Annotated in this window: 19 protein-coding genes; 10 read left to right on the top strand and 9 right to left on the bottom strand. The window is 46.1% G+C overall.

Translation table 11 applies throughout. The annotated features are described in order from the left end of the window. Window positions 1-180 precede the first annotated feature (180 nt). Window positions 181-2,679: a TonB-dependent receptor gene (locus AC1DFM_RS20175; protein WP_477078554.1), complete on the top strand. Its 2,499-nt coding sequence runs from the start codon at window positions 181-183 to the stop codon at window positions 2,677-2,679. Between the two features lie 30 nt (window positions 2,680-2,709). Then, on the top strand, window positions 2,710-3,183 hold the full coding sequence (locus tag AC1DFM_RS20170) for an acyl-CoA thioesterase (protein WP_477078553.1): 474 nt from the start codon (window positions 2,710-2,712) through the stop codon (window positions 3,181-3,183). 185 nt (window positions 3,184-3,368) lie between these two features. Here the strand turns inward: AC1DFM_RS20170 and AC1DFM_RS20165 are convergent, their stop codons facing one another. After that, the gene (locus tag AC1DFM_RS20165; RefSeq protein WP_477078552.1) at window positions 3,369-5,147 is read right to left on the bottom strand and encodes an ABC transporter ATP-binding protein; all 1,779 of its coding nucleotides are present in this window, start codon (window positions 5,145-5,147) and stop codon (window positions 3,369-3,371) included. Between the two features lie 237 nt (window positions 5,148-5,384). Then, window positions 5,385-5,582, bottom strand: a complete 198-nt coding sequence (locus AC1DFM_RS20160) for a hypothetical protein (RefSeq protein ID WP_477078551.1) — start codon at window positions 5,580-5,582, stop codon at window positions 5,385-5,387. 134 nt (window positions 5,583-5,716) lie between these two features. On the opposite strand from AC1DFM_RS20160, the gene AC1DFM_RS20155 reads away from it, so the two are divergent. The 3 genes from AC1DFM_RS20155 to nfi are packed head-to-tail and all read left to right on the top strand — an operon-like array spanning window position 5,717 to window position 8,325. Next, window positions 5,717-6,382: an MgtC/SapB family protein gene (locus AC1DFM_RS20155; protein ID WP_477078550.1), complete on the top strand. Its 666-nt coding sequence runs from the start codon at window positions 5,717-5,719 to the stop codon at window positions 6,380-6,382. 20 nt (window positions 6,383-6,402) lie between these two features. Next, window positions 6,403-7,611, top strand: a complete 1,209-nt coding sequence (locus tag AC1DFM_RS20150; protein ID WP_477078549.1) for a DUF763 domain-containing protein — start codon at window positions 6,403-6,405, stop codon at window positions 7,609-7,611. Between the two features lie 24 nt (window positions 7,612-7,635). Continuing rightward, a complete protein-coding gene (gene nfi, locus AC1DFM_RS20145) occupies window positions 7,636-8,325 on the top strand; it encodes a deoxyribonuclease V (protein WP_477078548.1) in 690 nt (229 codons plus the stop codon). Window positions 8,326-8,369: 44 nt separating this feature from the next. On the opposite strand, the gene AC1DFM_RS20140 is transcribed toward nfi, so the two are convergent. The 5 genes from AC1DFM_RS20140 to AC1DFM_RS20120 form a co-directional block, all read right to left on the bottom strand. Then, window positions 8,370-9,998: a hypothetical protein gene (locus tag AC1DFM_RS20140; RefSeq protein ID WP_477078547.1), complete on the bottom strand. Its 1,629-nt coding sequence runs from the start codon at window positions 9,996-9,998 to the stop codon at window positions 8,370-8,372. 68 nt (window positions 9,999-10,066) lie between these two features. After that, on the bottom strand, window positions 10,067-11,245 hold the full coding sequence (locus AC1DFM_RS20135) for an efflux RND transporter periplasmic adaptor subunit (RefSeq protein ID WP_477078546.1): 1,179 nt from the start codon (window positions 11,243-11,245) through the stop codon (window positions 10,067-10,069). A gap of 57 nt (window positions 11,246-11,302) precedes the next feature. Further along, complete coding sequence (locus AC1DFM_RS20130; protein WP_477078545.1) at window positions 11,303-12,535, bottom strand: TolC family protein; 1,233 nt, start codon at window positions 12,533-12,535, stop codon at window positions 11,303-11,305. Continuing rightward, on the bottom strand, window positions 12,532-15,663 hold the full coding sequence (locus tag AC1DFM_RS20125; protein WP_477078544.1) for an efflux RND transporter permease subunit: 3,132 nt from the start codon (window positions 15,661-15,663) through the stop codon (window positions 12,532-12,534). The genes AC1DFM_RS20130 and AC1DFM_RS20125 overlap by 4 nt, the downstream gene beginning before the upstream one ends. A gap of 99 nt (window positions 15,664-15,762) precedes the next feature. After that, window positions 15,763-16,080, bottom strand: coding sequence for a DUF6660 family protein (locus tag AC1DFM_RS20120; protein ID WP_477078543.1), 318 nt, complete (start codon window positions 16,078-16,080; stop codon window positions 15,763-15,765). A gap of 103 nt (window positions 16,081-16,183) precedes the next feature. On the opposite strand from AC1DFM_RS20120, the gene AC1DFM_RS20115 reads away from it, so the two are divergent. The 4 genes from AC1DFM_RS20115 (at window position 16,184) to AC1DFM_RS20100 (ending at window position 19,910) form a co-directional block, all read left to right on the top strand. Continuing rightward, window positions 16,184-16,879, top strand: coding sequence for a LytR/AlgR family response regulator transcription factor (locus tag AC1DFM_RS20115; protein ID WP_477078542.1), 696 nt, complete (start codon window positions 16,184-16,186; stop codon window positions 16,877-16,879). A gap of 127 nt (window positions 16,880-17,006) precedes the next feature. Continuing rightward, window positions 17,007-17,198 (top strand): hypothetical protein, encoded by a 192-nt coding sequence (locus AC1DFM_RS20110; RefSeq protein ID WP_477078541.1) that lies wholly within the window; start codon window positions 17,007-17,009, stop codon window positions 17,196-17,198. A gap of 159 nt (window positions 17,199-17,357) precedes the next feature. Then, on the top strand, window positions 17,358-19,550 hold the full coding sequence (locus AC1DFM_RS20105; protein ID WP_477078540.1) for a hybrid sensor histidine kinase/response regulator: 2,193 nt from the start codon (window positions 17,358-17,360) through the stop codon (window positions 19,548-19,550). 156 nt (window positions 19,551-19,706) lie between these two features. Continuing rightward, window positions 19,707-19,910, top strand: a complete 204-nt coding sequence (locus tag AC1DFM_RS20100) for a hypothetical protein (protein WP_477078539.1) — start codon at window positions 19,707-19,709, stop codon at window positions 19,908-19,910. Window positions 19,911-20,155: 245 nt separating this feature from the next. Here AC1DFM_RS20100 and AC1DFM_RS20095 read toward each other — a convergent pair whose 3' ends face one another. Further along, entirely contained in the window at window positions 20,156-21,409 is a 1,254-nt protein-coding gene (locus tag AC1DFM_RS20095; protein ID WP_477078538.1) for a tetratricopeptide repeat protein, read from the bottom strand. Window positions 21,410-21,565: 156 nt separating this feature from the next. Continuing rightward, window positions 21,566-24,175 carry a DNA gyrase subunit A gene (gene gyrA, locus AC1DFM_RS20090; protein ID WP_477078537.1) on the bottom strand — a complete coding sequence of 870 codons (2,610 nt, stop codon included), beginning with the start codon at window positions 24,173-24,175 and terminating at the stop codon, window positions 21,566-21,568. Between the two features lie 422 nt (window positions 24,176-24,597). Here gyrA and AC1DFM_RS20085 point away from each other — a divergent pair, with 422 nt between their 5' ends. After that, on the top strand, window positions 24,598-25,920 hold the full coding sequence (locus AC1DFM_RS20085) for a saccharopine dehydrogenase C-terminal domain-containing protein (RefSeq protein WP_477078536.1): 1,323 nt from the start codon (window positions 24,598-24,600) through the stop codon (window positions 25,918-25,920). Window positions 25,921-25,951 lie beyond the last annotated feature (31 nt).

The following is a 25,951-nucleotide window of genomic DNA, read 5'->3' as shown; positions in this document are numbered from 1 at the left end:
AACAATTGGGTATTTTTTCCGCACGTACTCCATAACCTGCCACCACAAACAATTCTGCTCAATTCTGTAGTTGAAACAGCGGACTGTAGAGGATTCCATTCAACCTTTCATCCCAAAAAAAGGCATTTCCTGCTACATAAAAACTAATTTTACTCCCGCTATAAATTGTTGGAAGCTATTATGAGAAAAATTGTATCGCTAATTACAGGCTGGCTATTGTTATGTTGTTCTACCACTATGGCGCAACACCCAGGAGGAGGAGGCAAGGCCCCCTCGGCCAGCACCGGAATCATTTATGGTAAACTGCTCGACGCACAAACCGGCAAACCTATTGAGTACGCATCTGTGGCATTGCTCCGTCCGGATTCGTCTGTGCAAACCGGTATGCTCTCCAAAACTAACGGAGACTTCAGTTTCGAAAACATTGCGCTGAGTAAATATATTCTCAAGATTAATTTCATTGGCTACGAAACGATCTATAAATCAGCTACCCTTTCTGCTAAAACAACCAGCCTGGATGCGGGGAATATCAAGCTGAAAGCGAATGTCAAATCACTCGCTGCCGTGAATGTAGTTGGCGAAAAGCCGGCCTTCACTATGGCCATCGATAAAAGAGTATTTAACGTAGATAAGAATTTGTCGAGCATTGGTGGTACCGCGACAGACGTATTAAAACAGGTACCTTCTGTTAATGTGGACATCGATGGCAACGTGACCGTTCGTAATGGTACGCCTACCATCTTCATTGATGGGCGCCCGTCTACACTGACGCTGGATCAGATCCCGGCGGATGCCATTCAGAATATTGAAGTGGTCACCAACCCCTCCGCCAAATATGACGCGGAAGGCATGAGTGGTATTTTAAATATCGTACTCAAAAAGAATAAAAAGGCAGGTATCAACGGATCTGTTAATGCGGGCGCCTCTTCCCTCGGCAGCACCAACGGTGGCGTGGACTTCAACCTCCGCCAGGAAAAATTTAACTTCTTCATCAACTACAATGTCCGTAATCGTAAATCACCTATGACCAGCCGCCTGTTCAGAAAAAATATAGGTAAAGATACTACTACCTATACCGAACAGCTGGAAGATGGCGACTTCTATCGCAAATTCCAGACAGGCCGCATCGGGTTCGATTGGTTCATCGATAACCGCAACACCATTACTATTTCAGAGAATATTACCGGAGGTAATTTCAATAAATACAATGAACAAACCGTCAATGAACTGGATGCCAATCGCCAGAAAGTACGCTATGCTACGGGTATTGACAACACCTTGAATGGTTTCCGTAACTACACTACCCAATTGGGATATAAGCATACGTTTGCAAAAGAAGGCGAAGAACTGACCGCTGATTTTACGTATAACCACGCCACCGGCGACAACAGTTCCGGATTCTCCCTCCAGTACCACGACCTGGCCGGCAAACCGATTTATGATCCTAAAAAGCCGGAGTTGCGCAATGGTAGCGGTGAAGGGAAAACTACCTATCTCACCGCTCAGATAGATTACGTAAGGCCGCTGACCGAAAAATCAAAAATTGAAATGGGGCTGCGCAGCAATACCCGTCGATTTGATAACTTCACAAATACCTACGGACAGAACTATCCTTCAGGTGATTTCACCCTGGATTCTGCCCTCTCCAATAACTACCACTACCAGGAACAAATTAATGCGGGCTATGTAAGCTATACCGGCGCCAAAGATAACTTCGGCTACCAGGTAGGTTTACGCGCGGAGCAATCTAATTATGACGGAGAAACAAGACTGGGCGAAAAATCTTCCTATAAGATCAGCTACCCGGTAAGCCTTTTCCCCAGCATATTCCTCTCGCAGAAATTTAAAGGAGATCATGAAGTACAGCTGAACTACAGCCGCCGCATACGCCGCCCATGGTTCCGGGATCTGTTACCTACCATCGACTACAGCGGACAAAGCGCCAGCACCGGTAATCCGGATCTGAAACCAGAGTTTACCAATTCTTTTGAGCTGTCGTACCTGAAAGACTTTGCACATAAACACAACCTGCTGGTATCTTTATACTATCGTAATACCACCAATGCTATTACTGATTTTTATGTAGATACCACCTTGCAATTGAATGGACAGTCGCAGCATGTACTGCTCTCCTATCCTATCAATGCGAGCACCCGGAACTCTTATGGCGCGGAGTTTACGCTGAGAAGTCAGCTCACAAAAATCTGGGACCTGACTACCAACATCAACCTGGCGCAAACCAAAATTGATGCTACCGGTACCAATGGTAACAATTTATCTAACCAGGGTATTACCTGGTTCGGTAAGTTAAACAGTAACACCAAACTTCCATGGAATCTCACGTTCCAGGTAAGTGCAGAGTATGAGTCTAAACAAATTTTACCACAGGGAGAAAGGGAACCGAAATGGTCTATGGATGCCGCGGTTAAGAAAGACATGCTGAAAAATAAAGCCTTGTCCATTTCCCTCGGTATTAACGATATCTTCAATACAGATCGTAACCTGTCTTATACCACTACCTCTTTTTCAGAGCAGGAAAACTATCGTAAACGACTTTCCCGTGAGCTGAGATTGAATGCCACCTGGCGTTTTGGCAAAATGGATATGAATCTGTTCAAACGGAAAAATAATAAGTCCAAAGAGAACAACGGCGATATGGGGGGCGGTGATGGCTATTAATTCGTAATTTGTAGTTCGTAAACAACAGTTATGGACTCTATTTATCACACGATCACCCTTCGTTTCCTGGCCGAGCCTTCTGACGTAAATTTCGGCGGAAAAGTACATGGAGGCTCGGTTATGAAATGGATTGACCAGGCAGGTTATACCTGTGCGGCCAATTGGAGCGGAAATTACGCCGTCACCGTATATGTGGGAGGCATCCGCTTTTTCAAACCTATCGCTATCGGCGACCTGGTAGAAATCAACGCCAGCATCATTTATACCGGTAACACCAGCATGCATATTTCCATTGATGTATTTGCAGGCAATCCACGACAACAACAGAAAACCAAAACCACCCACTGTGTCATGGTTTTCGCCGCGGTAGACGATACCGGTAAAACCATTTCAGTACCCAAATGGATTCCGCACACCGACAATGAAATACAGATGGAAGGTTATGCGAAAAAACTGATGGACCTGCGGAAAGATATTGACGAGGAGATGAAACCGTATATGTGAGCGAATTTTGTCTGTGGGCAGGATTAAACTGATTATACTGATTTTTACTTTTTTGATTTAAAAAGATAAGGGGAGATATAAGTATATGCTTATATCTCCCCTTATCTTTTTAAATCTTACAAAATCAAAAATAATATCAGGAAATCAGTATAATCAGTTTAATCCTGCCCACAGACAAAATCCGCTTAGCTGCTAAACTGCATATCACTCAAGCTTCTGTACAATCCATCCAGTCCTATTAATTCACTGTGCGTACCTTCTTCCACAATATGTCCTTTATCCAGCACAATGATTTTATCTGCTTCGCGGATGGTGGCCAACCGGTGTGCAATCACAATAGAGGTGCGTCCTTCCATGAGTTTATCCAATGCATCCTGTACCAGTCGCTCGGACTCAGAATCCAGCGCAGATGTGGCTTCATCGAGAATGAGTATCCGCGGATTTTTCAGTACGGCTCTGGCTATAGCGATGCGTTGCCGTTGTCCGCCAGAAAGCTGGATGCCGCGTTCTCCCACTACGGTCTCTAGCCCTAACGGGAACCGCTGTATGAATTCCCAGGCATTGGCCTGTTTGGCAGCGGCCTCCATTTCTGCTACAGAGGCGCCGGGCTTACCATAGGCAATGTTTTCACCAATGGTACCACCGAAAAGAAATACGTCCTGCGGCACTACGGCCATCTGAGCGCGCAATTCTGATAAAGGGAACGCCGTACTTTCCTTTCCATCGAACAGGATACTACCGCTTACAGGATCGTATAGCCGTAACAGTAAGGATACAATAGTACTTTTACCGGCGCCACTGGGCCCCACCAGGGCTATTTTCTGATCAGCGTATACATCAAACGATACGTTGTTCATGATGGTAAGATCCGGACGGGACGGGTAATGAAAAGAGATATTACGGAAGCTGATCTGACCATCCAGCTGATTTTCCGGTGCAATTTCCGCAACCGGCGATATCGCTTCTTCTGGTTCATCCAGGATTTCCAGCAGGTGCTCCGTAGCGCCAATACTCTTTTGCAGGTTGGTATATACCTCTGCGAGTCCGGCAATGGAGCCACCTATAAACAGGGAATACAATACAAAGGATAATAGCGACGAAGTAGGCATACCCATGGAAACGCCTCTCCAGATAACGGCTACCAGCGCGCCAAAAATACCCATGATGATGAACGATGAAAAGGCGCCACGATACTTGCCGCTTTTCATACCGATGCGGGCAGCTTCGTTGGTGCGTTGCCGGTACCGGGCGATTTCAAAAAACTCGTTGGCAAACGCTTTCACGTTCAAAATACCCTGTAAGGTTTCTTCTACCACCGTATTGGAAGCTGCTACCTGCTCCTGTACCTGTTTGGAGAAGCGGCGGATAAATTTCCCAAAGAACACAGCCGCCACCATCATCACCGGCAAAATGGCCAGCATAAAGGCGGTGAGCTTGGGCGAAGTAATCAGCAAAATGACTACGCCCCCAACAATGATGATCATTTGCCGGATAAATTCTGCCAGGGTGGTGGTAAAGGTCTCCTGCAATAAGGAAATGTCCGACGATATACGGCTGCTCAATTCACCTACCCTTCTTTCGAGAAAAAATTTCATGGGAAGGCGGATCAGGTGACTGTAAATGGTTTGGCGAAGGGTGGCCAGGGTCTTCTCTGTTACATTAACAAATAATATTATACGGAAAAAGGAAAAGATGGCTTGTCCTACTAACACGGCCACCAGCATTACGCCGGCTTTATTGAGGCCATTCATCAGGTTTACATTGCTGCCAGGATCTACCAGGTTGCCCAACAGTTTGGGAAACGCCAATCCGGCTAAACTGGAGATGAGGAGGAAAAGTAAGCCTAGTGCAAATTCGGGCCAGTAAGGTTTTACATAACGGAACAGGCGGAATGTTTTTCTCAGGGATGCCAGCTTAATGGGTTGTTTGGGTGAGGAGGCTCCCAGCTCGTTTTCATGTTGCATTTTTCGGATATAGCTTGATTATATAGAGGTAGACGAACAGGAATCAAATATATTGAAAAAGCGGGATAAAAATTTATAACGCCTCCGGGTTTGGACTTACCGTACAAATCCGGAGGCGTTGTATCACGGGCTTAGGGACGCCGTGATCTGTTTTTGGATGAATCTTCTGTTCCTGTACCACACCGGGAAGAGCCCTCACGGGGATAAATGGCTCCTCGCCGCATTTGGGCAGCCCACTTATAAATGGGCGGTATCCCGCTTTGTTTTGGTGGTATCCACCGGAACAACGCTGGTACTATCTACCTTGGGTATCGCCACCGCAGCTGAATCAGCTTCACGACCCGCTTCTCTTGAACCACTACATGAAAAAAGGAAGATACTCAGTACACCGGCGATGCATAACACGATACAGGTCTTATAAAAAATGGGTTCCATTACGAAATAAATTTATGGTTACTAAACGTTGCTTTTATAGTTTTTGGTACAAACACTTTAATTGTTTGTTACTTTTTTGTTACTGGAAAGAATTGTGCCAACCCTTACATTTGTAACAATATATTTTCCACCGCATGAAACATGTTTTGCAAATCATAGAAGAAGATCAATTGCTGAAGATATTGATCGCATTGGTGATGGGAGCATTACTGGGACTTGAAAGAGAATACAAACGAAAAGCAGCAGGCATGCGTACCATGACGCTGATATGTATGAGTAGTGCGGTATTTACGATTCTCTCTGCAGAACTGGGGTTTCCCTCCTCGCCCGACCGTGTAGCCTCCAACATCCTTACCGGCGTAGGTTTCATTGGTGCAGGCGTCATTTTCAAAGGCGACTACACCATAGACGGTATTACTACCGCAGCAGCGATCTGGATTGCCGCGGCCATAGGTATGGCCGTAGGTATGAGCCAGTATTGGCTGGCAGCCGCAGCACTCGCTGGTTCGTTAATAGTGTTGTTTTTGCTGGAGTTTGTAGAAAGAAGTATTGCCACCATAAATGATAAACGACTGTACACTTTATATTTTTATGAAGAGAAATTTCCACACACCGATATTGAAAATATCCTACAAAGCTTTCAGCTGAAGTACCGGAAACTGCTGGTGGTGCGAAAGGAAAATATGATAGAGGTAAATTACGCGGTGCGGGGTCATCGCAGCAAAATGGAACAACTGGATGCCTTTTTGCTGCAGAACAAAAGCATCTTCCAGTACCAGGTGCAGTCGAACCCATTATAAAGTGTATTTAATGAAATAATATGCCATCATATGCAGATCTGCCTTTACACTATGGTCAGGTACCACCCTGGCTGGCAAAGCGCATGAGCCTTTTAGGCGGCGCCATTGTAGAGGCTATTGTAACCGATTATGGAAAAGGTGAAGTGATAAAGCGGCTGAGTGATCCCTGTTGGTTTCAGGCATTAGGCTGTGTATTAGGAATGGACTGGCATTCCTCTGGCATCACTACCAGCGTCATGGGCGCACTTAAAAAAGCCATCAATCCCCGTTCTGCAGAACTGGGTATCTATATCTGTGGCGGTAAAGGCCGGCATAGCAAACAAACCCCGGCAGAACTCATCGCCATTGCACATAAAACAGGCCTTCCCGGCGATCAACTGGTATATAGCAGTAAGCTCACTGCAAAGGTAGATAACACCGCTATCCAGGATGGCTTCCAGCTGTACCTGCATTCCTTTATTTTATCCGATGAGGGMGAATGGGCCGTGGTGCAACAAGGCATGAACGACGCCAGCAGCATGGCGAGGCGCTATCACTGGCATTCTACCTCGTTTAAGTCCTTTACCACGGCACCACACACTTTTATATACGGACGTAACCAGGGACAAATCCTCAACCTGACGGATCTCCTGGCCGATAGCACCAAAGCAGGGATACTGCAACTCACCACTGAGAAGCCCGTAGACCTGCTGCCGGAGATTAAACACCTTATTATGCCTTCCCACCATGAGGTGAGAGCAGAAAATGTAAATCTGAAAAGACTGGGCAGCGTGCTGGCGCTGGCGCATGACACGCATCCGGCCGACTTTGAAGCCCTGCTGATGCTCGAAGGCGTAGGCCCGAGAACGTTACAATCACTGACGCTTGTAAGTGAGGTCATTCATGGCACCCCTTCCCGCTTTGAAGACCCGGCCAGGTTTTCGTTTGCCCATGGAGGTAAGGATGGCCATCCTTTTCCGGTCCCCACCCGCATTTATGACGAAACCATCCAGACACTTAAAGACGCCCTGCACAAGGCTAAAGTGGGTGAGTCAGAAAAAAAAGATGCCATCCGGAAATTATCTGTACTCTCCCGGCAAATAGAAGCAGACTTTGAGCCGAATGCCAATTTTGAAAAAGTTATTGAACAGGAACGTCAAAACTCCTGGCAATACGGTGGCAGAACCGTTTTTGGGAAAGCGGTAAAACCAGCAACACCTCAAAGCGGAGATCAGCTCTCCCTGTTCTGAGTAGCCTTTTAAATAACGATATCCATGATTAACTATGATGACCTCACCGTACCGGAAGCCACGCGCATTCAACGGGACATGCAAAACCAGATACAAATAGTTCCGCACACTGATCCTGTCAATTATATCGCCGGCGCGGATATTTCTTTCAATAAATTCAGTACTACCGTATACGCTGGTATTGTGTTGTTACAGTTTCCTTCCCTCGTGCCCGTAGGCTACAGTCTCGTAAAAAAAGAAGTACGGTTTCCTTATGTACCCGGCTTTCTGGCCTTCCGGGAAGTACCGGCCCTGCTGGATGCCTGGGAGCAACTGCCCATCAAACCGGATATCCTGGTGGTAGACGGCCATGGCATTGCGCATCCCCGCCGCGTGGGTATTGCCACGCATTTCGGGGTATTAACCAACCTGCCCACCATTGGCAGTGCTAAGAAAAAGTTGTTTGGTAATTATGAAGAACCGGCGCCAGAGAAAGGAAGTTATACGCCACTCACCGATAAGCAGGGGCAAGTACTGGGAAATGTACTACGCAGTAAAAATAACGTCAAACCGATTTTTGTATCTCCCGGACATCTTACGGATGTTCCTGGAAGCCTGCATATTATACAACAATGCATACGGGGCTATCGCTTGCCGGAGCCTACGCGGCTGGCGCATAATGCGGTGAACCAATTCCGCCTGGGGGAAATACCGGCAGGATGGAGTGAGTTGTAATAGCTTCCGCGCTGCCGTTATTGAAGCAACGCGGAAGCTATCATTTAGAATTTTATCCAGGCGATTTGAGCGGTTCTCTCTGTTCCTTTGCGGGAAACCAGTACCGTCGCATAACTCGCGCTCTGCGCATTATAATCCGCCGCTCCCATCATACACGCATATCCCTTGGTGACCTCCGGCATACCAAACAAATAAAGTCTTTCCATTTTACCGTTAAAAAAACGATAGCATACGAAATTAGCATCTGCGGCAAACTTCAGCGGTTTACGCACCCTGTCTGACCCACCGGTATCAAGATATTGCAGGTAGTCGTTGAACAATACAAACGAGGCGGCGGGCCGCGAAATATAGTCGTACGATAACCAGGTATTGGTATTCAGCGCTGCAATTTTGTTACGGAACACCCATTCACTTTTAGCACGACGTTGCAGCTGAAAAGGCTCGCACATCCCCGTAATCACCTGGTACTTGGAAACCGCCATGGTAGTGTTTTCTCTGCCCATCGTATCCAGCTGGGCAATCCCAATATCACCTAGATTGGTATGGAGCTTATTGATTTGCGAATTGCCTTGTTTAAAGAAAGAAAGATTTTCCATGAGCAATGTGCTGCTGCCATCTTCGTTTAGGAGTAACCGTTGTGGTGTACCTTTATACGGCTCCTTGTAGCCCAGGTTAATTTCTACATTGCGGGCCAGCTCGGGAAAGGCCAGCTGCATATGTTTCTTTAGCTTACCGGTGGCTGCCTGAAAAGTATTCAGGATAATACCGCTGCCGCCCTCCTTCTGCTTTGCGGGGATATACAATAACATCCGCACCAATGCGGCGCCAGGTACTGTTTGAATATATCCGCCTACGTTCCCTGCACCAATAGAGTAATCCAGCACATGATGGGAAAAAGTTACGGAGTCGGGTGACAACATGGAGAAAAGGACTTTGGGTGCGGCAATTCCATCACCACGTTTGGCATTGAAAGCAACGGTTCCAAGGTATACATGTTCCCGGCCGGCTACTGCCATATTGATATAACTGAAATAGCTATACGAAGTATCTGCTACGTATAGCCAGCCCCGGTGAATCATTTCATGTGCAGGTGAGAAATGCAGCACCTGAACACGTTCGTGAATACTATCGTTTTTTTGAATCGCCGCGCCGGAAAAGAAGGCTACGGCGTAGTAGTCGCTGTTGGGATCTTTCTCTACATAAATATCATGTGAGGCCAGGTTATCATCCACAAATACACTGCGATGCTGTACGGAAGGCAGCTCCCCCAGCTTATCTTCCCGCAGCAATTTGCCCGTTTGGGCATCCAGTACCAACCGGTATAAGACCGGGTTATACTTTACCAATTGCTGCAGGAAGATCACCGGTTGCCCGTTTATTTCATAGATGCCGTCTATTTCGGTCGACTCAAGATCATTGCTGTTCCACTGTTGCGTATGTACGGTATCGGTAACGATTAACTCGCGCTGCGCGTTGTATAAAGATACCGACAGCCCTCCTTTCTTAGAAAAATGCAGGTACACGGTGTTTCCGTTCTTTAGCTGCATCAGCTTATCCCAACCATCTCCTGGTTCTTCAAAGGCAGGTCCCAATGTTACTACAGGCACCTGGGCAACTGCGAACCGGCAGAGCAACAGTGTAATCACTAGTATAGGCCATCTTAAATAATTCATCTTCTTATCAATTAATAATTTCAAATATATGAAATTATTTAAATTTTAAAGAGATGAAACCCCGGGTATTAATGGCCTTCATGTTCTCCGCTGTTTTTCATCTTGGCCAGCAGGTCGTAGGCCCCGGTCACTACTACTTCAGCATCCAATTCATTGGCAGGTAACGTCACTTCGGTGTATCCTTGTTCGGTGTTGCCTCTCTGCACTTCCTGCATCTTGAAATGGAAAGTGCTATCGGAGCCGGGCTGTTTCAGGAATACATACGACTTGTTCTCAAAACCCACAATAGCTGCATCTGGCAATGCTTTCACATTCCCGCCGCCGGTTTCAATCAGTGCCTGTAGATAAGTACCTGGTAACAGCTGCGTATCTTCCTGCTCCAGGTGGCAATGCACCCGCACCGTTCTTTCCGGGCTGATTTCCCGGCCTATCAGGTGGATGGTAGCCTCCCGCTGTTTTGTTTCATTTGCCAGCGTAAAACGCACCAGCTGTCCTATTTTAAGCTTGGGAATATCTTTCTCAAATACGGTCAGTTCCGCATGCAAATGCGCAGTATTCACTATCCGAAACAGCACATCCGCCGGTGTTACAAACTGGCCCAGGTTTACATTTACCTGGGTAACGTAGCCGCTGATGGGGCTCACCACATTCACGGTCCGCTGAATATTTCCCTTCTCCAGCGCCGGGATATTCACGTTCAGCATGCCGAGTTTCTGGCGCAGTCCATTTTCCTTGGCCAGCAGGGTTTGCCACGTTGCCTTGGCCTGTTGAAAGGTTTTCAGCGCGTTCACGTTTTCCTTCGACAGTTCCTGTTGACGCTCATATTCCTTGTTGGCATATTCCAGCTGGCTTTTGGTTTCCAGGTAATCCTGCTGCAGCTGTATATAGTCCAGGTTCTCTAGTACCGCAATTACCTCTCCCTGCTTTACCCGCATCCCTTGCAAAAGCTCCGTTTGCTTTATAAAACCACCCATGGGTACGGCAATGCTCACTTGTTGCTGTGGTGGAACATCCAACAGCCCATTCACTTTTAAGGCGCCACTGATCTGGCGGTTTTCCAATTTGCCGTAGGTGATTCCCACCGTCTTAAATTGTTCGGCGGTTAATTCAACAACACCGGTTTCTTCTTCGTGATCATGGGTATCCGCGGCTTCGCCGACTTTAGATTTACTACCACAGGAAACTACCAGCATAGCAGCGGCCAATGTGATAACAGGGAGCAGGATATATTTCTTAACTAGTTGCATAATGGATCGTTTTAAATAAATTGGACATCCGCCTGTGAAGGCTTTATTCAGCGCGGCTTACGGCTGTCCAGCCAGGAAAGCCATGTATAATTCCGCTTGTTTTACATCGTTTCTTGCCAACAGATAACCTTGCTGTGCTGCCAGGGCCTGTTCCAGATTCAGGAAATACTCAGCATAGCCAATGTCGCCACTGCTATATGATTTCTCTGATTGCTTCAACAACAATTCCATATTGGGCAAAGCAGTACGCTGATAAAACTCCAGGCTATTGCGGTTCTTCACGAATTGCTGTACGGCCTGTTCATACTGTGACTGCAGTTKCACCACATTATTTTCATAACGCAGGCTGGCCACCTGTTGCAGCTTTTCCTCTGCTTTCACTTTGGCCTTCAGGGGCCCCATCCACAGCGGCAATGCCAGTCCTACCTGGAATCCCTGGAAACGATTACTATTAGTGGCCAAAGGTGAACCGGAAGCATTCAACGGGTTGCCAATAAACGACTGGTTAAAATAGCCCACCGTAATATCCGGTAGTATCGCTGCCTTGAACACTTTCTGTTGCTTCTCGGCAATGGCAATTTCCTGTTTCAGGTATTGCAGTTGCGGATTGGCAGTCACGGCTGCGGAATCGCTGCTCAATAACAAATTGGCTTCCGGAATGGCGCGTTCTGTAATAGTCAACTCCCCGGTGGCGCCTAACAGTGCCTGTAAACGGGCCATATAGATCTTTGTATCCGCTTCATTCTGCCGCAGGGTATTACGTACTTCATTCAAACGGCCCTCTGCGGCTATCTTTTCGAGCATCCTGCTTTCCCCGGTTCTGTAACGGAGATCAGCGGTGCGTACGAGTTTTGTAAACAAACTATCCTGGTGTACAATTAATGCCCTTACTTCCTGCAGATACAGCAATTGCACATATACCTGTTTCACCTGGTAAATCAGCTCATTTTGGGTAGCTGCTTTCAGCCACACGGCTTTATCTACCTGGGCATTATTGAGTTGGCGCTTAGCGCCAAACAGCGAAGGAAACGGAATGGTTTGAGAAACCGTATAGTTATTGTCACTGGACACATAACTATTGGTTTGCCCATATTGCAGGCTCACTTCCGTTTTAGGCAATTCTCCGCTGGTACCCACCAGTTTGCGGTAATAATCCACAGAGGCGCCGGCAGATTTCAATCCTTTATTTTGCTGCAACGCCTGCTGCACAGCCGTTTCTATCGTAATGGGCGATGTTTGCGCCAACACAGAAAACGGTAGCAGTAAAAAGAAAAATATTCTGATCATCATAACTTTTGTTTTGAAAGCCCTTTTTCAAAATAGAGGTATAAACAAGGTAATACCAGTAAGGTGAGCAAGGTAGAAGTAATCAATCCCCCAATGACTACGGTGGCCAATGGACGCTGTACTTCCGCACCCGCACTGGTGGCCAGTGCCATCGGTAAGAAGCCAAGCGAGGCCACAAAGGCGGTCATCAGCACCGGTCGTAAGCGTGTAGCCGTTCCATTTAGTACAATGCTGTTCAGATCCGTCAAGCCGGATTGCTTCAACCGGTTAAACTCTCCTATCAACACAATACCATTTAACACGGCTACGCCAAACAAGGCAATAAAGCCGACCCCGGCGGAAATGCTGAAAGGCAATCCTCTCAGGTAGAGTGCAAACACCCCGCCTATGGCCGACATCGGGATCGCGGTAAAGATGAGTAACGATTGCTTGATGGAGTGGAAAGTGAAATACAATAATCCGAAAATAAGCAGCAAGGCCACAGGCACGGCCACGGATAAACGCTGATTCGCCTCTTTCAGATTTTCGAATTGTCCGCCATAACGGATAAAGTATCCTGCCGGCAGTTTCACCTCTTTGCCGATCGCTTTTTCAATGTCTGCCACTACGCTGGTAATATCGCGGCCACGAACGTTAAAACCTACAATAGTTCTACGTTTGGCATCTTCCCGCTGTACCTGGTTAGGTCCCGTAGTCATACTAATGTCGGCCACTTCTGCCAGCGGTACCTGGTTGCCGGAAGGTGTGGTGATGTAAAGATTCTGTACATCCGTCAGTTGCTGACGACTTTCCTTTTCCAGCCGGAGTACCAACTCGAAACGTTTTTCTCCTTCATACACCAGCCCGGCGCTCTGCCCCGCAAATGCGGTATTGATAGCCTGGTTAATGGTGGCAATGTCCAGCCCGTAGCGGGCTATTTTATCTCTGTTGGCCGTCACCACAATTTGTGGTAACCCATCGGTTTGTTCTACGTAAAGGTCTTTGGCGCCGGGTGTACGGTTTACAATGGCGCCAATCTTTTCTGCCAGGCCCGCCAGTGTAGGCAGGTCTTCTCCGAATATCTTGATTCCTACATCCTGTCGCACGCCGGAAATCAGCTCATTGAACCGAAGCTGGATAGGCTGACTAAAGCCGAAGCTCACACCAGGAATCGCCTCCAGTGCTTCCTGCATTTTATTCGCCAGCTCTTCCCGCGAACGGGCGCTGGTCCATTCCTTCTTCGGCTTGAGCAAAATGGTCAGGTCGCAAGCTTCCATTGGCATGGGGTCCGTTGGAATTTCCGCAGCACCGATCTTACCAATCACCTCTCTTACTTCCGGGAACTTTTTCATTAATATCCCCGAAGCCAGGCTTACTTTGTCAACGGTTTCCGACAATGAGCTACCTGTGAGCAAACGCGTTTCCACGGCGAAATCGCCCTCTTCCAGGGTAGGAATAAATTCTCCCCCCATCTTACTAAATACAAATAATGCTATTACAAACAACAGGATGGCCGTACCTGTTACCACAGCCTTTATACGTAATGCACCCCGGATAACGGGATCGTATATACGCTGGAAGAAGTTCATCATCCGGTCTGAAATGGTGACCCTATTCTTCCCATTTTTACTGAGGAATAAAGCCGACATCATAGGCACATAAGTGAGGGACAATATAAATGCTCCCAGGATAGCGAAAGAAACTGTTTGCGCCATAGGGCGGAACATCTTTCCTTCAATCCCTGTCAATGCCAGAATAGGGAGGTATACGATGAGGATGATGATTTCGCCGAAGGCAGCTGTGCTACGTATTTTACTGGCGGAATCATATACCTCTTCATCCATTTCCGCCTGCGACAATCGCAGCAATCCTTTCGTTTTGTTTCTACCCGCCAGGTGATGCAGCGTGGCTTCCACGATAATTACTGCACCATCCACAATAAGCCCAAAGTCAATAGCACCAAGGCTCATCAGATTACCGGATACGCCAAACAAATACATCATGGAGATTGCAAACAACATCGACAAAGGGATAACGGAGGCTACAATCAGCCCCGCCCGCAGGTTGCCGAGGAATAGCACCAGCACGAAAATCACGATCAGTGCACCTTCTATCAGGTTCTTCTGTACCGTGCCCACAGCCCTGCCCACAAATTCACTCCTGTCCAGGAAAGGCTCTACTACCACACCCGGCGGCAATGTTTTCTGTATCTGCGTAATGCGCGTTTTCACGGCTTCCACTACTTCCTTGGAATTCTTTCCCTTTAGCATCATCACGATACCGCCTACCGCTTCTCCACTGGCATTACGGGTGAGCGCCCCATAACGCACCGCATCGCCGATCTGCACAGCAGCTACATCTCTTACCAATACCGGCAGTCCGTTAGGAATATTCTTAATAACAATCTTTTCTATGTCTGCCAGTCCGCCGATCAACCCTTCGCTACGAATAAAATAAGCGTTGGGCTTTTTATCGATGTACGCGCCACCGGTATTCTGATTATTGCGCTCCAGGGCATTAAATACATCGGCAATACTCAATTGGTAGCTACGCAGCTTGTCAGGGTTCAGGGTTACCTGGTACTGCTTCAGTAAACCGCCAAAGCTATTGACTTCCGCTACACCGGGCGTACCCAGCAGCTGTCGCCGTACGTACCAGTCTTGTATAGTGCGCAGGTCCCGGGCATTGAACTTATCTTCATAGCCTTTCTGCGGGTGCAATACATACTGGTACACTTCTCCCAATCCACTGGAAATCGGCGACATTTCAGGTGTACCTATCCCTGGTGGAATATTGCTTTTAGCTTCTCCCAGCTTTTCGTTGACCTGTTGCCTGGCCCAGTAAATATCTACGTCGTCATGAAATACAATCGTCACCACCGACAGCCCAAACCTGGAAATAGACCGTACTTCCGCCAGTTCGGGGATCACGGCCATGGTTTGTTCGATGGGAAAGGTAATGAGCCTTTCTACTTCCTGGGCGGCCAAAGAAGGCGATTGGGTAATGACCTGTACCTGGTTATTGGTAATATCCGGTACCGCATCTACGGGTAGGCGTAACAGTGAGTAGATACCACAAGCCGCTAATATAAGCGTGAGGATACCTATAACCAATTTGTTCCTCACAGAGAAACGAATAATCTTATCCAGCATGATTGATTCAATAAGTAATAAAAATGAAGTACCTGAACCATATCTGCATCTTATAGTGATGCGGATATGCTCATAGCAAAAACATTCCGTAAAACCGTATTAAACCAGCTGGGGCGGCTGCCAGATGTTATCGAAGGAAGAAGGAAGTGGATTAACCGGCATCACAGGATAGTCGATGACGGCTTGTTGTACATAAAAATAAACGGTTAGAGGGGCACCCGGTGTTACCTGTACATTACAGCAACTGCATATACATAAAGGAGAGCAAAAATCCGGTTGCGATGATTCGTGGTGGTGAGAGGTGCTTAGTAGTGCAGCAGGTGCTTTGGAGGTGCTGGTAATGCCATTGTTGTCGGTGCAGGGCATGCACGACAGCAACAGTATGTAACAGCTAAATATATAAAGCAACCACCTCATGTGTACAAATGTAAAAATTAAAAGTATAACTCTCCCGAAAAAAACTGCATCATAGTTGCGGCTGAGATGATTTTATATTATGATTTGTACTTAAATTAGCCGCATGAATTGCCTGATAGTAGATGATAATAAGCTGGCCCGTACGGCCATGCGGCAGCTTGCCAGCCATGTAGAGCAACTGCAGGTAGTGGGCGAATGCAGCAGCGCCATGGAAGCTTATAATCTTTTGCAGAAAGAGAAAGTAGACCTGTTATTGCTGGATATTGAAATGCCAGGCATGAGTGGCCTGGAGCTCACCCGCAACCTGGGCAAAAAACGCCCTGTGATCATTTTTACCACCGTAAAAACCGAATACGCGGTAGAAGCTTTTGAATTAAATGTAGCCGACTACCTGATCAAACCGGTACAACCGGCCCGCTTTATTCAGGCCATCGAAAAAGCCCGGGAAATCATGGATAGCACCAGCCGGGAAATACAGGTATCCGATACCGAGTTTGTTTTCATCCGGGATAATGGCGTGTTAAAGAGAATCCGGACAGAAGACATCCTGTTTCTGGAAGCCATGGGCGATTATGTAAAACTCAATACACCACAGAAATTCCATGCCATCCATACTACTTTAAAAGCGCTGGAAGAAAAGCTGCCTGCTGGCAAATTTATGCGGGTACACCGCTCCTATATTGTAGCGCTTGACAAAATCGAATCTATAGAAGACGGGACCATTCTTATTCAAAAGAATGCCATCCCAGTGGCGGATGCATACCGCTCCGCCCTGAATAATAAACTGAACCTGCTGTAACTCAACGACACTTTCTCCTTTTTGACCGATAGCTGCTGCCTGTTGGGCCATAAGTTGTGTAACCACGGGTAAGGTGGATGTATCTTTAGGTCGTCAAACAATTGATCACTAATTAAAGTATACAACCATGAAAAAGTTTGGTATTATCATCGCTGCAGCTATGTTGTTTATGAGTGCATCATCTTTTGCTCAAACAACAACACCTACTAAAAAAGAAGTAAAGAAAGAAGCATCTGCGAAAGCTCCTGCTCATAAAAAACATCATCATCACCATGCAGCAAAACCTGCTGCAACTCCAGCTGCACCAAAAGCAAAATAATCACAATTCGTTACTGAATTGAATTGTAAGGATCTTTAGCCTCAGAGTAGTGATGCTCTGAGGCTAAATGTCTGAAGAACTACGGAATAATTTCCTACTTTTATTCCTTCGTTAATGAACCGGCATTCCTATATCAGCGTTTATATGTACTAAACTGTCATGCAGCCAAAAAAAATCAAATATTACCTTCTCGGCCTGTTCATTACGGGAATGGTGTTATTTGTTGTGCTGCAGTTTAATTCTTCCAACAACATCCGCAAGCTGATCAAAGGCAACGAACAACTCCTGCAGGAACTGAATGTAAAAAATGAGCTGCAGAAGCTGCAAACCAATATGGCCAAAACCGACAGCAAAGTACGCGGGGCCGTTATTTCCCAGGATACCACCCATATTACCGGCATCGAAGCAGAAATTGCCATCATCAAAGCCGACCTCAAAGAGATTAATAAAATCATCAAAAACGATAGCACCGAAAAACTCCTCACCCAGCTCAATTATCTGGTGGATGAGAAGAACAACTTTAACCTGATGGTATTGGATACCTTTTACAGCAATGGAAAATGGGCTGCTGAAAGAATGATCAATAACCAGAAAGGGAAACGACTCGGTGAAGCCATTACCAGCATTATCCGGCAACTGGATACCACCCGGCAAACAGAAGTAAACCGCACCACCCACCTGATCGACAGCAGCGGCCAAAAAGCACAAAGCTGGGGAACCGTACTGGTATTCTTTGCCTGCTTAACCAGCCTGCTGGCTTTCTTATATATTACCAGCCGTATCCACCGGCAGGAACAACTCATTGAAGCCCTCGATGCCTCACAGCAACAGGAAAAGAAGCTGGCCGCCGTAAAAGACCAGTTCCTGGCGAATATGAGCCATGAAATCCGTACACCAATGAACGCCGTGCTGGGCTTCACACATCTGCTGAAAGCACAACCACTCAACGATAAATCAAAAGAATACGTTGGCGCCATCGAAAATGCCGGACAAAGCCTGTTGGAAATCATCAATGACATACTGGATATTTCTAAAATAGAATCCGGTATGATACGCATAGAAGCAACTTCTTTTAGCTTGCGCAGCGTACTGCACGGTGTGAATACCATGTTCAGACCCAAGGCCGAAGAAAAGCATCTCCAGTTATCGGTCACCATTGATGAGGAAGTACCGGATATTTTATATGGAGATGTAATGCGACTGACCCAGGTACTCATTAACCTTACCAGCAATGCCGTTAAATTCACGCACGAAGGCGAAGTTCGCATTCATGTAACCAAGATCTGGGCAGAAGAAAATTCAGTGCGTATATTGTTTACCGTTAGTGATACCGGCATCGGTATAGACGCCTCCAAATTACATAGTATTTTCGACCGCTTTAATCAGGCCGAAGCCTCTACCACCCGCAAATTCGGCGGCACCGGCCTGGGCCTCACCATTGTAAAGCAACTCATAGAATTACAGAACGGTTTTATTTCAGTAGAAAGCAAAGCCGGAGAAGGCGCTACCTTTAAAGTAGAACTCCCCTACACTTTAGGGGAATCGCTGTCGGAAGAAGTGAATACCTATTTCACGGATAACGACCAGCTGCCCCTGCATCCGGATGTACGTTTGCTGGTGGCAGAAGATAACAAAATGAACCAGAACCTGCTGCGCCATTTGCTCAGTAGCTGGCAGCTGCAATTTAAAATTGTCAATAACGGTAAAGAGGTTTTACAAGCCCTGGAAAAGCAGCATTACGACCTGGTACTGATGGATATTCAAATGCCGGAAATGGACGGCTACTCGGCAGTACAAGCCATCCGCAATGAATTGCATTCCACCATCCCTGTGATTGCGATGACGGCCCATGCCATGGCAGGAGAAAGAGAGAAATGTTTGCAGATGGGGATGAATGAATATATTTCGAAGCCCATTGTAGAAGACGAATTATACCGGATGATCCAGGTATACATCGGCAAGTTGCCCCCACGGGAACTACCCGTGCATGCGCATGAAAACGGCACTTCCCAACAACTGCTGAATATGCACTACCTCCACGATCTTTCAAATGGTAACCTCAATTTTGAAAGAACCATGCTGGAACAATTCATTGCACAGCTCCCGGAAGAATTGTCGCTCCTTAAAAAAGCAGTCGTTGCAGAAGACATCCCGGCCATTCGTGCCAACGCCCATAACCTGAAAACCACGGTATCTTTTATAGGACTGGAAACCCACCTCTATCCTATCCTGGAACCACTGGAAAAGCTGCAGGAAAACAACTACCATCCCCAGGTAGTAGCCGGTCAGTTTAATACCCTGAAACACCTGTGTATACAGGCTGTACAGGAGGCCATCAATATTTTACTCTAGCTCCGTTTACACATTACCGTACATTTTTCCCTGTTCAACGACAGTAATTCCCGATTCACCGAAACCTGCCGTTAACACCTGCCTGGCTGATGTATTTTTACAATAGAAATTATAACAATAACATTCATCATCTAATCATTTAAAAAGACAATTATCATGAAAAAAAGCCTGATCGCCGCTGTACTGGTAATGAGCATTTCTGCTGCTTCTTTCGCACAAGCTCCTGCTGCTAAACCAGCTAAGAAAGAAAAAGCTAAAACTGAAGCTAAAGCTGAAGCAAAACCTGCTGCTGACACTACTAAGAAAGCTGCTAAAACTGCTAAGAAAGCTGAAGCTAAACCTGCAGCTAAAAAAGCATAATTTAAGCCATACAGCGTTTGAGTTATTTGTCCCGTCTGCCTCAGGTAGACGGGATTTTTTTGTGGTGCTAAAAGCGCAAAGCAAAAAGCTATTGAGGCGATTAATAAAAGCGGATAAGTAATTAGTATACTCGCTCTTATTAATCGCCTCAATAGCTTTTTGCTTTATGCCTTCTGCTTTATGCTCCACAAAAAAGAGTCCACCTTGCGGCAGACTCTTTTACAAAATATGTATAGTGGGTGCTATTATTTCAACCCATCCAGTTTCTTCTTCACTTCTTCTACTTTAGCAGTGTTGTTTTTGATCGCATAGATCTTCTGCAAAGCATATAAGCAGCTTTCGTAGGTTTGTTTGTCGCTTTGCTCCAGGCTGCTGCCTTTCGCAGTGAAACCAGCATCCGCTTTTTCGAAGAAAGGCAATGCCTGGTTCATCAGACCTTCTACTTTACCCTGCAATTCTTTGGCTTTAGGAGAAGACTGTTGTTTGCTATCCAGTGCGTTCAGATCTTTGTTGTACACAACAGCGCGGTTGAAGTACAGTGCACCCAGCTGGAAGTTAGCTGTAGCATCAGCAGGGTTCATTTCGATCGCTTTCTTATAAGCTGCTTCGGCTTTACCGATCAGTTCTTCGTAGTTAGCTGGTTTAGGAGCATCGTTACCTTTCTCATCGCGTGGATTAGCCAGGTTGTCTACACGGATAGCGTAGTCCAGTACCGCAGCTTCATCGCTTGGATTATCGGCAATTTTCTTTTCCAGCATACCGAGTAATTCGTTTGTCTTACCGGTTTTGCTGTAGAAAGCCATTTCCATATCGTTAAAACGTTTATCCTTAGGGAATACAGCTTTAGCGGTTTCGATGGTTTTCAGCCAGTTAGCCTGATCACCTTTTTCTTCGTACAGCTGACCCAGGATAACGTAGAGTGCTGGTTCACCTTTGAATTGCAGGTCTACTGCTTTTTTCAGGTAAGTGAAAGCGTCATCTTTTTTGCCTGCCTGGTTAGCAGCGTAACCTACGTAGAAAGTGAGCGCAGTATCGGTAGGAATAGAACCACCTAAGTTTTTGCTGTTGTAGAAGTCAGCTACTTCAAAGGCGTGTTTGAAGTTGATGAGAGAGGAATCCCATTTCTGTTCGTTCAGGTTAGCGTAACCAGCGTTAGCGATGGTAGCATATACGTTAAACAGGGGTTGGTTCATTTCGAGAACCGCCTCTTTCATTTTAGGATCAATTTCCAGCGCTTTTTTGAAAGCGGAAAAAGCTTCACCTGCCAGTGCAGCATTTTTTTGCTTGGTGCCCATTGCCTCAAGGATCTTACCATCTACCAGCCATGTTTTAGCCTCGTTTTTGGTTTTATCATTCTGTAACGCCGCGTCAATATCCGCTTTAGCTTTTTCCAGATCCTGCTTCTTCAGGTTCTCATCCGCACTGCTAACTTTTGCACGTTGTGCCATTACCGATAGACCGGCCGTGCAAAAGAGAAGAGAGACCAATAATTTTTTCATGCTTTTGTTTTTTTAGTTGCTGATTACAATAAGAGTATGGTGCTCCTAATAAATAATAATACAACCAGCAACCGGGTTACCACTAGAGCTGGCTATACTTTTTATTAGAAGCAGGCAACTGCTTGTCTATCAAGGTAAGTTGCCTGCTTGGATTAGTTATTCGTTAGTTTCGGCATCATTGCTGTCCGCTTCTTCGGGAGCAGCATCATTTCCTTCAGATGCCTGATCAGGTGCCTGATCTTCTGTGGCTACAGCGGCGTTTTCACTACCTTCTTCGCCTTCCAGGATTTCTACTTCTTCTTCCTGTTCATCCAGGCGTGCTACAGCAGCTATTTCATCATTATCATCCAGTCGGATCAAACGCACACCTTGTGTGGCACGACCGGCTTCCCGAATATCGGCAACGGCCATACGAATGGTGATACCTGACTTACAGGTGATCATCAGATCGTGTTTTTCCGTTACATCGAGGACGGCAATCAGGTTACCGGTTTTTTCCGTGATGTTGATGGTTTTCACCCCTTTACCACCACGATTGGTAATCCGATATTCTTCGATGTTGGTACGTTTACCGAAACCTTTTTCAGACACTACCAGAATTGTTTTCTGATCGTCCTCCTTATTCACACAAACCATACCAACCACTTCGTCGTTGTCGCTATCCACCTCAATTCCTCTTACACCAATCGCACCACGACCGGTGTCGCGTACGGTTGCTTCAGGGAAGCGGATGGCACGACCACTCTGAATGGCCATCATGATCTGGCTGTCGCCAGTCGTCAGTTTGGCTTCCAGCAGCTCATCGCCTTCATTGATAGTGATGGCATTTACACCATTCTGACGTGGGCGGGAGAATTCTTCCACCATGGTCTTTTTGATGATACCTTTCTTGGTACAAAGTACGATATAGTGATTGTTGATAAAGTCCTTATCGCTCAGGTCTTTGATATCAATGATAGCGCGGATTTTATCATCAGCCGGCAATTGAATCATATTCTGAATGGCACGTCCTTTACCGCTCTTTTCTCCATCCGGAATTTCGTATACTTTCAGCCAGTAGCAACGGCCTTTTTCCGTGAAGAACAGCATGGTATGGTGCGTAGAGGCCACAAACAGGTGTTCGATGTAATCCTCGTCACGTGTTTTACCGCCGATGGCGCCACGTCCGCCACGTTTCTGCTGACGATAGTCGTAAGCAGAGGTACGTTTGATATAACCCAGGTGAGAAATGGTGATCACCACGTCTTCTTCTGCAATGATATCTTCAATTCTCATTTCGCTGGCGAGGTACTGGATTTCTGTTTTACGTTCGTCACCGAATTTCTTCTTCACTTCTTCCAGTTCTTCACGGATGATTTTCATACGTAAAGCTTCATCGTTCAGTACATCTTTCAGGTAAGAGATCAGTTTCATGATCTCATCGTACTCAGCGCGGATCTTATCGCGTTCCATGCCGGTCAAACGTTGTAAACGCAATTCCAGTATGGCTTTCGACTGTACTTCAGACAATCCGAATTCGCTCATCAATCCATCTTTTGCTACTTCCGGAGTGGCCGCAGCGCGGATCAGGGCAATCACCTGGTCCAGATGATCCAGTGCAATCAGGTAGCCGGCAAGGATGTGTGCTTTTTCTTCTGCCTTACGCAGGTCAAAGCGGGTTCTTCTTACCACTACTTCATGACGGAAGTCGATGAATTCCGCAATCATATCTTTCAGGTTCAGGATACGCGGACGGCCTTTTACCAGTGCCACGTTGTTGATACCATAAGATGTTTGCAGTTCTGAATATTTAAATAACTGGTTGATGATCACATTAGAGATGGCTTCTCTTTTCAGATCAATTACCAGTCGCATCCCTTCACGATCACTTTCGTCACGTACATCGGAAATGCCTTCAATAATTTTATCGTTTACCAGCTGTGCAATTTTCTGGTGCAACACGGCTTTGTTGATCTGATAAGGCAGCTCATAAATCACCAGCTTTTCACGGCCATTTTTAGCCGTTTCTGAGGTGATTTTACCTCTTACCACTACTCTGCCCCTACCGGTTTCAAAACCCTGCTTAACGCCTTCAAAACCGTAAATAACACCGCCTGTTGGGAAGTCAGGTGCTTTTACATGTTTGATCAGTTCTTCGATCGTGATATCTCTGTTTTCGATATAGGCAATCGCACCATCCACTACCTCATTGAGGTTATGCGGCATAATGTTGGTGGCCATACCTACAGCGATACCAGAAGCACCGTTTACCAACAGATTGGGGATACGGGTGGGTAATACAGTAGGCTCTTCGAGGGTATCATCGAAGTTATTGGTGAAGTCCACTGTTTCTTTTTCAATGTCTTCCAACATGGCTTCTGCAATCTTCTGCAGACGGATTTCCGTGTAACGCATCGCTGCCGGCATGTCGCCATCCACCGAACCGAAGTTACCCTGACCATCCACCATCGGATAGCGCATACTCCAGGGCTGCGCCAAACGTACAATGGTGTCGTAAATGGAAGCATCACCGTGAGGGTGATATTTACCCATTACTTCACCCACAATACGCGCTGATTTCTTGTAGGCTTTGTTACTGTGGTTCCCGAGTTCATTCATTCCGAATAAAACACGGCGGTGTACAGGCTTCAAACCATCTCTTACATCGGGCAAGGCACGTCCAACGATCACGGACATAGAGTAATCTATGTAAGCCGTTTTCATCTGCTCCTCGATGTTTATCTGGACAATTCTCCCTTCCTGCTGATTTTCCGTATGCTCTGTCATTTTGTGTGTTGATTTACAGTTTTTTCTGCTCAAAACAGATAAAGGCAAATATAGCCATTTCAGCCCTTATTTTGACCTAAAAATCAAGAAATGTGAATAAAAAGGACCATAGGGATTAACGATTATATTGCAAGATCGATATATGATTGATTTAATCAATGAATGACAACCATTTATATTCCATTTACGTTATAGATAATTACCCTGATTTTAATTTATCCGCAATATGTTAAGCTGGTTTAATATATTAGAATATAAATATTGGCAAAGTATTTGTTTCTAACCAACTGAAAATCAATACGTCGAATCAACGGAAAACATATATATAATAAGAATAAATCCGAATGGGCTTTTAAATTCGAACATTAGTATCAAAAGAGCTGTTATTCCCCTGATTCTTAATCACTTTTCTAAAGAACACCATGAAGAACATACTGTTGTTTGGCGCCGGAAAATCGGCCACCAGTCTGATTGATTATCTGTTAACAAATGCGCCCAGACAAAAATGGCATGTTACCGTAGCCGATCACGACCTGTCGCTTATCAAGTCCAAAACAGGAAAATCATATTACGCAACGCCTACGGCACTTGATATTAAAGACCATACCGCCAGATTACAACTGATCCGGGAAACGGATCTCGTCATTTCCTTACTGCCTGCCTCCCTGCATATCCTCGTAGCAAAAGATTGCCTGGAAGCTAAAAAAAACCTGCTCACCGCCTCCTATATAGATCCGGAAGTACGAAAATTGCAGCCTGAAATAGAAAAAGCCGGATTGCTTTTTATGTACGAAATGGGCCTGGACCCCGGTATAGACCATATGTCCGCCATGAAACTCATTCATTCCATTGAGAAAAAAGGCGGCCAGATATTTTCCTTTAAATCCTACTGTGGTGGCCTGATTTCACCGGATAGCAACGACAATCCCTGGCAGTATAAAGTGTCCTGGAATGCCCGCAACATTGTGTTGGCAGGCAGTTCCGGCGCTACCTATAAAGAAAAAGGAAAGGTAAAAGAAGTCGCCTACGAACACCTCTTCGACCATACCAAAACCATACAGGTACCTGGTTTAGGGAAACTGGCCTTCTACCCCAACCGCGACTCTCTCGGCTATATGGAAGTGTATAAACTCGAAGAACTGGCTACCTTTATGCGCGCCACTCTCCGCTACCCCGACTTCTGCGAAGGCTGGAATGCACTGATAAAGCTGGGTTTAACGGAAGACACTACTAAAATAGCCACCGATCACCTCACCTGGTCCCAATGGACCACCGCCCGTATTACGGAACAAACAGGTACCCCGGAAGAGAATATCGCCCAGTTTCTGAGCGTGAGCGCCAAATCGAAAGTTCTCCGCCAGCTAAAATTTATGGGGTTATTAAGTACAGATGTCATAAATTTAGGGGAGCAAACCAATGCGGACATCCTACAATTCCTCGTAGAGAACAAATTAAAAATGGAACCGGCTGACAAGGACATGATTGTAATGATGCATGAAATTGAGTTCGAACGCCGCAATATGGCCACCAGGATGCATAGTTACATGATTGTACAGGGTGAAGACAATATACATACTGCCATGGCAAAAACAGTGGGCCTGCCACTGGGTATCATGGCAAAACTCATACTCCAGGAAAAAGTAACACTTACAGGCTTACAAATACCGGTGATGCCGGAAATTTATAACCCCGTTCTAAAAGAATTAGAAGAGTACGATATCAGATTTGAGGAAAGCTTTGAATAAAGCGAAAGTTATTGTTTTCCTATGATGGACT

The sequence above is a fragment of the Chitinophaga sp. 05T412 genome (assembly GCF_056396465.1).
Note: the sequence above shows the minus strand (reverse complement) of the source record. Positions and strands in the feature narration are given on the sequence as shown.

Coding starts and splice junctions, on each gene's coding strand:
- nfi (WP_477078548.1), top strand. CDS start 7,636: ATGATTAACTATGATGACCTCACCGTACCGGAAGCCACGCGCATTCAA.
- AC1DFM_RS20135 (WP_477078546.1), bottom strand. CDS start 11,245: ATGCAACTAGTTAAGAAATATATCCTGCTCCCTGTTATCACATTGGCC.
- AC1DFM_RS20120 (WP_477078543.1), bottom strand. CDS start 16,080: ATGAGGTGGTTGCTTTATATATTTAGCTGTTACATACTGTTGCTGTCG.
- gyrA (WP_477078537.1), bottom strand. CDS start 24,175: ATGACAGAGCATACGGAAAATCAGCAGGAAGGGAGAATTGTCCAGATA.
- AC1DFM_RS20115 (WP_477078542.1), top strand. CDS start 16,184: ATGAATTGCCTGATAGTAGATGATAATAAGCTGGCCCGTACGGCCATG.
- AC1DFM_RS20175 (WP_477078554.1), top strand. CDS start 181: ATGAGAAAAATTGTATCGCTAATTACAGGCTGGCTATTGTTATGTTGT.
- AC1DFM_RS20110 (WP_477078541.1), top strand. CDS start 17,007: ATGAAAAAGTTTGGTATTATCATCGCTGCAGCTATGTTGTTTATGAGT.
- AC1DFM_RS20165 (WP_477078552.1), bottom strand. CDS start 5,147: ATGCAACATGAAAACGAGCTGGGAGCCTCCTCACCCAAACAACCCATT.
- AC1DFM_RS20125 (WP_477078544.1), bottom strand. CDS start 15,663: ATGCTGGATAAGATTATTCGTTTCTCTGTGAGGAACAAATTGGTTATA.
- AC1DFM_RS20160 (WP_477078551.1), bottom strand. CDS start 5,582: ATGGAACCCATTTTTTATAAGACCTGTATCGTGTTATGCATCGCCGGT.
- AC1DFM_RS20105 (WP_477078540.1), top strand. CDS start 17,358: ATGCAGCCAAAAAAAATCAAATATTACCTTCTCGGCCTGTTCATTACG.
- AC1DFM_RS20085 (WP_477078536.1), top strand. CDS start 24,598: ATGAAGAACATACTGTTGTTTGGCGCCGGAAAATCGGCCACCAGTCTG.
- AC1DFM_RS20155 (WP_477078550.1), top strand. CDS start 5,717: ATGAAACATGTTTTGCAAATCATAGAAGAAGATCAATTGCTGAAGATA.
- AC1DFM_RS20095 (WP_477078538.1), bottom strand. CDS start 21,409: ATGAAAAAATTATTGGTCTCTCTTCTCTTTTGCACGGCCGGTCTATCG.
- AC1DFM_RS20170 (WP_477078553.1), top strand. CDS start 2,710: ATGGACTCTATTTATCACACGATCACCCTTCGTTTCCTGGCCGAGCCT.
- AC1DFM_RS20140 (WP_477078547.1), bottom strand. CDS start 9,998: ATGAATTATTTAAGATGGCCTATACTAGTGATTACACTGTTGCTCTGC.
- AC1DFM_RS20100 (WP_477078539.1), top strand. CDS start 19,707: ATGAAAAAAAGCCTGATCGCCGCTGTACTGGTAATGAGCATTTCTGCT.